Origin of the sequence: Sutterella sp. (assembly GCF_030539355.1) — a bacterium.
Taxonomy (GTDB): Bacteria; Pseudomonadota; Gammaproteobacteria; order Burkholderiales; family Burkholderiaceae_F; genus Sutterella.
The window spans coordinates 1-10,786 of sequence record NZ_JAUNSF010000102.1 but is presented as its reverse complement, the minus strand read 5'-3'; the positions used below and the strand labels follow the sequence as shown (position 1 = coordinate 10,786).

The window sequence follows — 10,786 nt, the reverse complement described above, 5'->3', positions numbered from 1 at the left end:
GTGAAATGAGGTCGTGGTAGTTATTGTAGGTTCTACTTCGACTAGTTCAGCCCCACCGGCAGCAGCCCGCGGCCGGACATGGTCTGCGCATGGAATTCGCGGAAGGTCGCGGCGTGGATGTCCCAGTCCGTGACCTCGGTCATGAGATTGAGGAGCTTGGAGACCGGATCATCGCCCTCCTTCAGATCCGGTCTCGAGGGCGGCGGCAACGTGAGCACGAAGACCTCCGTGTCAGGGAGCCTCGCCCAGCGCGAGTCGACATTGGAGATGGTCCGGAAGAAACTCGTCACGAGGCCGTAGGGACGGACCATGTCGAGACTCGGATCGTCACCGGCGAGGCCGGTGAAACCGTTCAGCAGCGTGTGCAGCTCGCTCTGGATCGCATAGACCTCGGCGCCGAAGCGCTCGAGCAGGAAGTCATGGAGGCTGAAGCCGCGGTCCTGCATCGAGGCATTGAATTCGAGGACGGCGTTGCAGCGGCGGTGACGGGCGTCCCAGAAGTGGGTGATGTACATGGCGCAGGTTCTCCTCTTCATTCTTTTCGAATGAGGAGAATTCTGCCTGAGCCCAGAACAGCCCGTCGGAACAAGCCGTCGGGGGCGGCCGCAGATGTCACGCCGCCCTGGCGTTCAGAAGCTCACTTCTTCTGCGGGACGAGAAAGAGCCGCTCGACGGCCTCCACGACCGACTGCCTGAGTTCTTCCCTGCGCTCCATCGCGTCGGGCGAGACCGCCCGGCCGTAGGAGCTCGCGGCCGTCCAGGCGGTGGCCATCGTCACGATGGACGTGAAGATGAAGTCCGCCGGGAACCGGTCCGTGACGATCCCCTTCCTCTGGGCCTCGCGGATCTGCTCGATCTGCTCCGTGACCGACAGGCCCTCCGGCATCGGGAAGTCCTCGTCGCTTGCGAAGCCGTGCCACTTGACGAGCCTCATGAGCCTCGGGCGGTCCATCGAGAAGTCAAAGAGCCGGCCCGCGTACTCGGCCAAGGTCACCTCCGGCAAGCGGATCGTGCCGTAGAACTCCGCGATCGCCTCGCCGAGCACCTTCTCGAAGAGCTGCTCCTTGCTGCCGAAGTAGTCGTAGATGAGGCTCTTGTTGGCCTTCGCCGCCGCAGCGATGCGGTCAACGCGCGCGCCGGCGATGCCGTGCGCGGCGAACTCGTCCGCGGCCGCCTCGTAGATGCGCCGCCTCGTCTCCTGCGACTGCATCGCTGCCTTCGTGAGCCTTTTCGGCTTCTCTTCTCCGGGCATCTGAAATCTCCTCGTCAGGTGGATCAGGTAATTGTACCCGCGGCCCCGCTGCGTCAGACACCTGCGCTTTCCCGCCTGTCGCGTAATTGCACCGGCGACGGACGCTTGACAACTCGGGGACCTGCGCACAGTATACCGACCAACTAGTTGGTCGTCGCAAAAAGAGAACGGCCGCGTCTCCCTCTTCCTTCTTCGGAGGAATTGATCATGTTGAAATCACTGCGTTCAAGCGGGCCCGCCGGACTGGCGTCGCTCGCCATCTTCGCCGGCGCATTTGCCCTGGCGATTTTTCTTCTCGCCGGCCCCGTCGACGCGCTCGCGCAGACCGTGGCGATTGATCCGAACTTCGGCACGCCCCCTCCGCCCAATGACGCGTTCCCGCAGGACCCCGAGCACGTCTTCATCGGCACCTCGTGCATGGTCGTGCTCGCCCTCGTCTTCTGCGCCATCGCCTTCCACGACGCCTGGAAGTGGAAGACGACGGTGCCGATCGGACTCGTCCTCGGCGCCGCCTTCTGTGTGGTGCCCGAGGTGATCGACAACTATCTCGGCGGCGTGTACTGGTCGCAGTCCCATGGTCCTGACCAGATTCTCTATGTTTTACTTGGACGTGAGTTTGACTATTATGTGTCCCTGATGTGGTGGGCGTTCGGCGCCTGTCTCGGCTACATCCTCTACGGCATGCTGCTCAGACGCGTCAAGACCCGCACGCTGTGGCTCGGCATGGCCCTGTCTATGCTGGCCGACATCATCATCGAGGAGCTTCTTCTCAACTACGGCGGCATCTACTGCTACTACGGCAACCAGCCGATGATCCTCATCTCCAAGTTCCCCATGTGGTGGATGTTCGCGAACGTCTCGGCGCTCTTCATTTCGGTCGCGATCGCCTACAAGTACCGTCACTGGCTCAACGGCTGGCGCTGCATCTTCATGTTCTTCCTGATGCCCTTCTGCTACATCGGAGGGTGGGAACTCGCCGGCATGCCCGTCGTCTTCGCGATCAACGGCAACTTCTCGCCGCTCGTCACGCAGGCCCTCGGCATCGCCACCGCCGTGATCTCGCTCGTCCAGATCGCCGGAACGATGCACATCGTGCTCGGCCGCAATCCGCTTGACGCCGGCATCCCCGAGGCCGAGAGCGAATCGATGGCCGTGGCCCAGGCCGCGCGCGAAAGGCTCTGAAGCGAACCAACGGCTCCGATGAACCGCTGACACAAAAAGGAGAAAGACCATGCTTGGGGATCTGCGGACACTTTTGAGAGGGAAAAGCAGTGGTGCGGGCGGAACGAAGTCCGACGCATCCTCCGCAGATACCCCGGGCTGGTCCGGGATCGGCGGGCTCACGAGCGAGGTGGCGCGCGTGCGCGCCATGATCGAGCTCCCTCTGCTTCACCCCGATCTTTTTGAGAAGCTCGGCCAGACGCCGCCCCGGGGGCTCCTCATGTTCGGGCCGCCGGGCTGCGGCAAGACGCTCATCGCCAGGACGGTGGCGAAGGAATCGGGCCTCCACTTCATCACCGTGAACTCTCCCGGGATCATCAGACAGAACTACGGCCAGAGCGAGGCGCAGCTCCGTGAGATCTTCGACGAGGCCGAGAGCCACCAGCCCTCGGTGATCTTCTTTGACGAGTTTGACGCGCTCGCCCCGAACCGCGACCACGTCCTCGGCGACCTCGAAAAGCGAGTCGTCTCCCAGCTTCTCGCGCTGATGGACGGCGTCAAGGGCCGCGGGCGCGTCATCGTGATGGCGGCCACCAACCGCCCGAACTCGATCGACCCGGCGCTCAGGCGTCCCGGGCGCTTTGACCGCGAGATCGAGATCAGAACGCCTGATCGCGAGGGCCGGCGCGAGATCCTTGCCGTGCACACGCGGAAGATGCCGCTCGCCGACGACGTCGTGATCGACGAGATCCTCGAGCGAACGCCCGGGTTCGTGGGCGCGGACCTCGCCGCCGTCGCGCGCGAGGCGGCGCTCGCTGCGGTCAACGAATACGCTCGTCAGCCACCTTCCCCCGACGGCTCCAGGCCGGAGCCGAAGGTGGCGATGCGGCACTTCGAGGCCGCGCTCTCCGAGATCCATGTCTCCTCGACCCGTGAGTTCGCGAGCGAGGTCCCCGAGGTGCACTGGGCGGACGTGGTGGGGTTGGACGACGCGAAGCACCTTCTGCGCGAGGCGGTGGAGCTGCCCCTGCGGCACGGGGCTGTACTCAAGAAGCTCGGGCTCTCGGCCCCCGCCGGCATTCTCCTCACCGGCGCGCCGGGAACGGGCAAGACGCTGCTGGCCCACGCGCTCGCGACCGAGTCGGACGTGAGCTTCATCGCGGCGAGCGGCCCGGACATGCTCTCCAAATGGGTGGGCGACGCCGAGAAAGGCATCAGAAATCTTTTCGAGAAGGCCCGCCAGAGCGCTCCGTCGGTGATCTTCATCGACGAGGCGGATGCGCTCCTCCCCGAACGGCGTCGCGACACGGGCTCCAACCGCGTGATGGAGCGCATCGTCGGCCAGTTCCTCCTCGAGATGGACGCGAACCGCGGCCGGGGCGTGCTCGTCCTCGCTGCGACCGGGCGCCCCGACATCCTTGACCGGGCGCTCCTGCACCCCGGGAGGTTCGAAGTGACGGTGGAGCTTCCGCTCCCTGACCTCGCCGTGAGGGAGAGGATGTTCTCGAAGTTCCTCGAGGGGCGCACCGCGGAGCCCTTCCCTGATCCTGCCGCGGCCGCGGAGGCCACCGACGGGTTCTCGGGCGCGGACATCGCGGCGGTCTGCCGGCGTGCGCTGATGGAGGCCTTCACCGACGAGCTCGCGCTCGGACACACCGGGGAGGAGGCGCGCGTGACGGCGCCGCTCCTCGCGGAGGCGATCAAGGCGGCGAGCGTGGCGAAGACGGCGGTCTGAGCCCGGGGGATCATGGAGACGGCCGGTGTTCCGATATGGAGCGCCGGCCGTCCGTGTTTCTTTGTCGGTGCCGCTCAGAGCCAGTGCAGCCAGGGATGGTAGTGCGAGCCGAAGATGTTCCTCATCGGCTTCCTTTCCTCAAGGATCCTCGCCTTGGCGTTGAATACGGTGTCCAGGATCCCGAGCTCGGTCGCGAGGCCGCGATAGACATTGCCGATGAGTTCGTTCATCTCGTCCGCGGTGACGGTCACGCTCTCTGTGAGCGACGTGAGCCGGGCGAGCCTCGCGGAGAGAAAGCCGGTCAGCGTCTCCCGGCAGGCGCGGGAGTCCGTGAGCTCGAGGTTTCTCGTCTCGATCAGCAGCCGCTCCAGGCGCCACACCGTGTGGAAGTCCATGGCGCCCGTCTCCTCAAGGAAGGCGACGGCCAGCGTCACCGCGTAGAAGAGCTCGCCGAAGAGCCTCACGGCCTCGCGCGAATCGATGACCGAGAGCTCGAGGAAGACGGGCTCGAAGAGCAGGTAGAACTCTCTCCTGAAGGTTCTGCGCGGATCGGGCTCGAGGAGGAAATTGCGCGGGCTCTCGCGGATCGCGAGCAGGTTGTTGCGCAGGTGCCAGTCGATCATGTACTCGAACTGCGTCAGATCGTCTGACGGCACCTTGGTGGTTCTCGCGAGCGTCCCGGCGCACTCCGGGTCGACGGCGGCGATGATCCTGCCGGCCCGCCCGAGCGCGTCCTGCAGCCGCTCGAGCCGCTCACCGAAGAGGTCCTCGCCGAGGAGACTGCAGAGCTTCCTCGTCCGATTGAGGAGGCAGAAGATCCGGCAGACCGTGTGGAGCGACATCCTGCCGCCGTGCGTCCTCGGCTCGTCGGCGAGCCGGTGAAGCAGGTCCCGGGCATTGGTGCGCTGCTTCTTGAGGCTGATGAAGAAGCGCTTCTCCGTCTGCACGATGAAGAAGGCGATCGCCCTCTCGAAAACCGCGGCATCCCCGGCGGAGACGGGCACGAGACGAAGGGGCGGCTCGAGCGTGAAGTCGAAGATCCGCCGCCGGTCGGTCTCGAACGTCCGCGTGTCGCCCGTGCCGATGTTCTCCTCGGTGACGAAGAGGTACCGCACGGGGAACTCCGCGGGGTCGCGCGAGAAGCACCCGCGGTTCGCCCTGCGGCGCACGGCGTCCCGCACGTGGTCGCGGCGCCACTCGGTGACTCTGGGGCACGACGACGCGAGCACGGCGGCGATCCGGAGCGCCATGCGGCACTCGTCCGAATCCACGGCGCCGGGGCGCGGCTCGCCCTTCGCGAGGACGCAGAAGGTCCGCACGGCGGGCTTCCCCTCCGGGGCGATCCCGAGCACCGAGAGGAAGGTGTTGTCGTTGTCGGTGCGGAAGACCGCGACAATGAAGCCGAGGGCGTTCCCGAGGCCGAGGAAGTCCGTGGGTTTCGTGAAGACGCTGAGGAAGGGGCAGCCGATGAGGCGCGGGAGGTTCCGCAGATCCGCGGCCCCGGCGTCCCGGGACCTGAGCACCGCCTCGTCGATCCCGACCGAGCACGGGTTGAAGACCCAGGCGGCGAGGAACTGATGCGCGCAGAGGTCGGCGAGCACGTCCCGGCCGGGCCGCTCCTCCCTGCGCTCGACATGCCCGATCTCCTCCGCGGGCGCGCAGTAGGCGTTGCGCTCGACGGTGAACTGCGCCCCCGTGAGCGACCCCGGTTCGTGGAAGTCGTAGGTCCGGGTGCGCTGGCGCTCCCAGGGATCGATCTCCCTGTAGAGCTCAAGAATGCGCGCCCGGGCGACGCCGGTGCGCAGCGTTATGGCCTGCGTGTTCATCGTCAGTACCCCGTCGCGTTCTCGAGATGCCCGCCGCACCAGCCGATCAGGATCCTCTGCTCGTCGGGCAGAACATCGAAGTAGAGCCTCAGCATGTGCCGGGGGTCGCCGTCGTTGCCGAGCTTCAGGTGCTTCTTCATCGGATAACGAACGCCGTTCCAGTAGAAGTTCCTCTGGCGGGCGAACCTGGCCATCGTGCCCTCGCTCTCGTGCGGCGCGTACTCGGTGGTGGAGAAGACGACGTAGGGGTCCTGCCCGTTCCTCACGCGGTCGAGGTAGTCGATCGCGAGCCGCGAGAGAAGCGAGAGCAACCCCTTCTGGTTCTCGAAGTGGGCGTCGGCCTCTGCGGCGCTCTCCCAGGCATCCTTGCAGACGGCGACGCGGTCGGGCATGAGCGTCGTCACGATCCGCAGGCACTCGGTGACCGTGGGGGTTCTGAGGCCCGCGAGCACCTGAAGGATCTCGGCGCTGCCGGCGGTGGTGACGATGCGCTTGCGCCCCTCGACCGCCCGCTCGTAGGCGTCGTTGTCGATGGCGTTCGCGAGCGCGTAGTTCTCGCTCTCGAGCTCGCGGATGCGGTCGTCAAGGAGGAAGGTCGAGGCGACGAGCGCAAGGTTCTCGCTCTCCTTCTCCTTCATCGCGGCCTCGAGGCCCGCGATGGTGTTTCTGAGGCTCGTGTTCTCCGAGCGAAGGAATGTGGCGAGCTTCGCCGCCTTCTTGTCTGTCGCCATGGACCGTTCCGTCATCAATCTGGTCTTGGGGGAGCGGCCCGCCCCGGCAGGACGCGGCGGACCGGCGGCCCCCGGCGGGAGGCGCGGCGCGAAGCGTGCGGCCGGGGACGCCGCAGGATTGAGGGCATTCTACGGGGAGCTGAGGCGGGACACGGCATGAACATGTCATCTTTAACAAACGGCAACCTTGAGACCGGATGCCGCGGCGAATCCGGGAGCCGCCTCCTCCGGCCCGGGACCGCCCGGAGCGGCTGCAATGGAATGAAGCGAGGCACTTCCCGGGGTGCGTGGTAGCATCGAGGCACTTCATCCGGAGCTCTCCTGCAATCCCCATGCGAGCCAAAGCTTTCGTCACCATTCCTCTCGAGGCATTCAAGGACGGCCTTCTGATCACGGGCCTCAGCGAGCGCCAGCGGCGCGAGTACGCCGGTTTCGTCGCCTCGCTCCTCGGCAGCGGCGGCGTGGCCTTGGCCGCCCGGGCGCTCGGCATGTCGCCCGAAACGGTGCAGAAGGGGCTCGAGGAGTTCACCGCGCTCTCGGAGAAGGCCGACGCCGAGTTTGAGAACGCCGCCCGGGCCGAACCCGATGCCTCCCCCAGGGCGCTCCCCGCCGGCGACCGGATCCGCCGCCCCGGAGGCGGCCGCAGATCCGCGGTGCAGAAATACCCCGGGCTCAGGAAGGAGCTCGAGCTCCTCCTCAGTCACTGCCAGGAGAACGACCCGACGCGCAGGATCCAGCCGCTCCTCTGGACGACGCTTTCGCTCAGGAAGCTTCACGAGCATTTCGCCGCCTGCGGCTTTGAGCTGAGTCACACCGTCGTGGGCGAGATGCTGGACGACATGGGCTTCGAGAAGCACGGGAACCGGAGGATGCCTGCGGCCCTGGGGCCGCTCTCCTCCGCCGACGAGCAGTTCCACGTCATCAAGAACAAGGCTTCGGGCTTTCGGGGCCGGTGCGAGCCCGTCGTCGTTCTTGACTGCGGCGAGACCGGAAAACTCGCCGATCCCGGAGAGTGCCGCCCTGCCGAGGACCTGCCGGCGTCGCCCTTCGGCGCCCGGGTGATCGACGGGAGCACCGCCTTCGTGAATCTCATGAGCCCCGGGAGCGGCGCCGGCGCCGCCCTGATCGCGGCCGAGAGCCTCGGCCGGTGGCTCCATGCCGTCGGACGCGTCAGTTTCCTCAGCAACCGCTGGTTCCCGGCCAGGAGCCTCTATGTCGTCGTGAGCGGCGTCGGGGAGACCGAGGCGGATCTGCGGCTCTGGAAACACGCGCTCGCGCAGATCGCGGAGCGCACGGGGCTAGAGATCCATGTCTCCCACCTGCCGCCCGGCACGCTGAGGTGGTATCAGGTGCAGCATCGGTTCCTCTGCTGCAGTCCGGGGGACCCGGAAAACGATCTGCCCGCGAAAGTCGAGGCGGTCGTCCGCCTGATCACGCAGCCCCCGGGAACCGGAGGCGAAATTACGGTGGACCGCCTCGCCGATCCATCCGAGTACGATCGCGACGCGACCGTCCCGGATGAGGTCTTCCGGACAATCGACACCGAGCCGGGCCACATGGGCGGCTGGAACTATGTCATCCGCGGGTTCGTCTGACGCACGGGGCTCGCCGGAATCGAAACAGCCTCCATGCCGCGAAGCAAGGAGGCTGCACCGAGCGAGAGGCCCGTCCACGCAGGTTTCTTAGGCCTGCCGGCTCCTCAGGCAACGGAAGCCGAGTCTGCAACGAGGCGAACCCCGCCCCCGGCGACCGTCTTTAGCGACATTATACATCTGTGCCTGCTCCCCCGCACGCAGACAGATGATTCAGAAGTCCTGCCGAGGCCACAACAGAACATATGCCTTCTGTTGAGGCATTTAACACAAAGCATATGTTCCGTTGAACCCGGCTTCATTGATTGAGGGACTCGTCGGCTTCCTTCCAGGGATTGACCACAGCGACGCCCGGGTAGTCCTGCTCGCTTGTCCACGTGAATTAAGGTTTGTCCCGCGTGTTGAATACAGTTTGGGGCGATGTGAAATAGAAATGTCCACCTTCCAAAGCCGCCATCCCCCGGGAACCTGGCCGGGACCACACCGCTGGCACAAGGCGACGGTTGGGGCATCTCGGGCTCCTCAGGCGCTCTGACACTGCTCACGGCCTGGGTGCTGACGAGAAGCCGAAGCCGCACCGTACTGATGGAAGAGACAAACCGTATTTCACAAAAAGTAGGACAAACTGTATTTCACAAGGACATCGCTCCTGGTGACGATCGTCATCCCCCTCGCCGCCGCAGTCGCGGCGATCCAGGCGGCCGCTCCGGATATCTGGCCATCCGCCTGCAGCGCCGTGAAGGCCCGCACGACCTCCATATCCACAGGAAGGATCCGCCCCTCGAAGAACGGCAGGACCTGCCCCTCGTACCAGTTCCGGAGCGCCTCCGCCTTCCGCAGATCCGTCTTCCGGAGCGCACGGATGCCGGACTCGAGCTCGGCACAAGTCATCGCAGAGACAAACAGATCCTCCGGCGGGACGGCGTTGAGCCAGGCGGCCGCGGGAGAGGAGCGGTCACTGCCCAGCCTGCGGATCGCGGCGACTGCGCCCGTGTCAAGCAGGTACTTCATCTGTCACCACTCCACAGCACGAAGACCCATCTCAAGCCGCGGCACCTCGAAGTCGATGTCCGCGGTCTCGGGCGACGCGAGGAAGTCGACGATGCCCTTCCTCGGCACCTTGGTCAAGGCCTCCCAGTCCTCCCAGCGCAGGAACACGTACTCGGGCCTGCCGCGGTTCGTGATCACCACGGGCCCCTCTTGGGCGAGCTCATGGGCGAGCTTCTGGTTCTGGTTGAACTCCCGGCTCGTCATGCACTTCTTCTTCATTCGTCAACCTCCCTGCGGTGCGGTTCGCTTCCTCTCATCGGGAAGCAATGTAATGACATGATATCAATTTGTCATGACATCCACTCTCATGGCAGTGCTCCGGGCCGTGCTTGGGGGTGCCGGGGCCGAGGAAGGAAATCCCGCCCGGGGCATCTGCCGGGAGCGGGATCGGTCCGGGGGAGGTTCACCGGCCTCCCGCCGTGTTCCTCACCGACGGAAGCACTGTCAGTTCCGCCTCCTCGCGGGCTGCCGTACCTCCTCCTTCACGACGCGGAACCCGATGACTTCAGACGCCGTCCCTGCGCTCGCGTGCCTCGTGCGGTCCTCCGTGCGGCAGGACATACGGCTGTCGTTCCAGGCGCAGCCCTTCACCGCGAAACCGTCCCCGGCCGGCGTGCTCGTCCACTCCCTGGCATTGCCCCACATGTCGATCGCGCCGCTCGCGGAGAGCGTCCCCTTGAAGGCGTGCACGCTCATGAGGCCTTGCCCGAGACCGTTGTTGAAGTCCGCGTCCTTCGGCATGTGGCCGGCGGCCATCTCCCACTCGAAGCTCGTCGGGAGCCGGTAGACCGCGCCGGTTTTGTCCTCTTCGGTCAGCCATCTGCAGTAGTCGACGGCGTCATAATAGGAGACGCCGGTGACGGGAAAATCCCCCTGCTCTGAACGCCCGCGCTCCGCCGGAACCTTTTTGCCTTTTGCCGCCATATACCTGTCATAATCCGCCACGGTAACCGGCGCATAAGCGACGAAAACATTCCGCCCGGCGCCGAGAACGGGGAGATAGCCGGAGTCGCTGCGCCTCGCCCCGGGGTTCATGCGGGTGTCGGTGAACCGCGCGATCGTCCGGTCAATGGCCTCCTCGCGGCCGCGGACCATCTCGTCGACGATCTCCTGCATCTGCGTCACCTGCTCCTGCCGGCGGGCCGTGCGTCTGAGTTCCTCGAGCTTCGCGCGCTTCTTCGCGAGCACCCGGTCGTAGTTCTCTCCCACCTGACGCCTGAGCGCCGCGAGGTTCTCCGCGGAGGGGTTCCTCCGGTACGCGGCGATGAGCCGCCGCGTCTCCTCGGAGAGCTGCGGGCGCTCCTTCTCGATTGTGGTGCTGTACTTGAAGATTTTCGCCTCCGGGTTGTACCGGGGGCCCTCGTCGGCGAAGGCGGAAAATGCGCACGCCGCCGCCGCGATGAACACGGCGCTTTTCAAGGCGGTATGGCTCAAAAACA

At 65.7% G+C, this 10,786-nt stretch carries 10 protein-coding genes; 3 read left to right on the top strand and 7 right to left on the bottom strand.

Features of this window, described 5'->3' with window-relative positions; genetic code table 11:
- Positions 1-41 precede the first annotated feature (41 nt).
- Together Q4F91_RS11265 and Q4F91_RS11260 are read right to left on the bottom strand one after the other, a co-directional pair.
- A complete protein-coding gene (locus tag Q4F91_RS11265) occupies positions 42-515 on the bottom strand; it encodes a hypothetical protein (RefSeq protein WP_303337760.1) in 474 nt (157 codons plus the stop codon).
- 122 nt (positions 516-637) lie between these two features.
- Positions 638-1,252, bottom strand: a complete 615-nt coding sequence (locus Q4F91_RS11260; RefSeq protein WP_303337758.1) for a TetR/AcrR family transcriptional regulator — start codon at positions 1,250-1,252, stop codon at positions 638-640.
- Between the two features lie 207 nt (positions 1,253-1,459).
- On the opposite strand from Q4F91_RS11260, the gene Q4F91_RS11255 reads away from it, so the two are divergent.
- Together Q4F91_RS11255 and Q4F91_RS11250 are read left to right on the top strand one after the other, a co-directional pair.
- Entirely contained in the window at positions 1,460-2,434 is a 975-nt protein-coding gene (locus tag Q4F91_RS11255; RefSeq protein WP_303337756.1) for a hypothetical protein, read from the top strand.
- Positions 2,435-2,483: 49 nt separating this feature from the next.
- A complete protein-coding gene (locus Q4F91_RS11250) occupies positions 2,484-4,148 on the top strand; it encodes an AAA family ATPase (protein ID WP_303337754.1) in 1,665 nt (554 codons plus the stop codon).
- Positions 4,149-4,222: 74 nt separating this feature from the next.
- On the opposite strand, the gene Q4F91_RS11245 is transcribed toward Q4F91_RS11250, so the two are convergent.
- Complete coding sequence (locus Q4F91_RS11245) at positions 4,223-5,974, bottom strand: hypothetical protein (protein ID WP_303337752.1); 1,752 nt, start codon at positions 5,972-5,974, stop codon at positions 4,223-4,225.
- A 2-nt stretch (positions 5,975-5,976) separates the two neighbouring features.
- Entirely contained in the window at positions 5,977-6,705 is a 729-nt protein-coding gene (locus Q4F91_RS11240; RefSeq protein WP_303337750.1) for a hypothetical protein, read from the bottom strand.
- 332 nt (positions 6,706-7,037) lie between these two features.
- Between Q4F91_RS11240 and Q4F91_RS11235 the strand changes: the two genes are divergently transcribed.
- Entirely contained in the window at positions 7,038-8,300 is a 1,263-nt protein-coding gene (locus Q4F91_RS11235) for a hypothetical protein (protein WP_303337748.1), read from the top strand.
- A 603-nt stretch (positions 8,301-8,903) separates the two neighbouring features.
- Here Q4F91_RS11235 and Q4F91_RS11230 read toward each other — a convergent pair.
- The 3 genes from Q4F91_RS11230 to Q4F91_RS11220 all read right to left on the bottom strand — a co-directional run.
- The gene (locus Q4F91_RS11230) at positions 8,904-9,308 is read right to left on the bottom strand and encodes a PIN domain-containing protein (RefSeq protein WP_303337746.1); all 405 of its coding nucleotides are present in this window, start codon (positions 9,306-9,308) and stop codon (positions 8,904-8,906) included.
- A gap of 3 nt (positions 9,309-9,311) precedes the next feature.
- Positions 9,312-9,566, bottom strand: a complete 255-nt coding sequence (locus Q4F91_RS11225; RefSeq protein WP_303337744.1) for a type II toxin-antitoxin system Phd/YefM family antitoxin — start codon at positions 9,564-9,566, stop codon at positions 9,312-9,314.
- A gap of 225 nt (positions 9,567-9,791) precedes the next feature.
- Positions 9,792-10,786, bottom strand: a 995-nt coding sequence (locus Q4F91_RS11220) for an SUMF1/EgtB/PvdO family nonheme iron enzyme (protein WP_303337742.1), incomplete at its 5' end; no start/stop codon positions are given.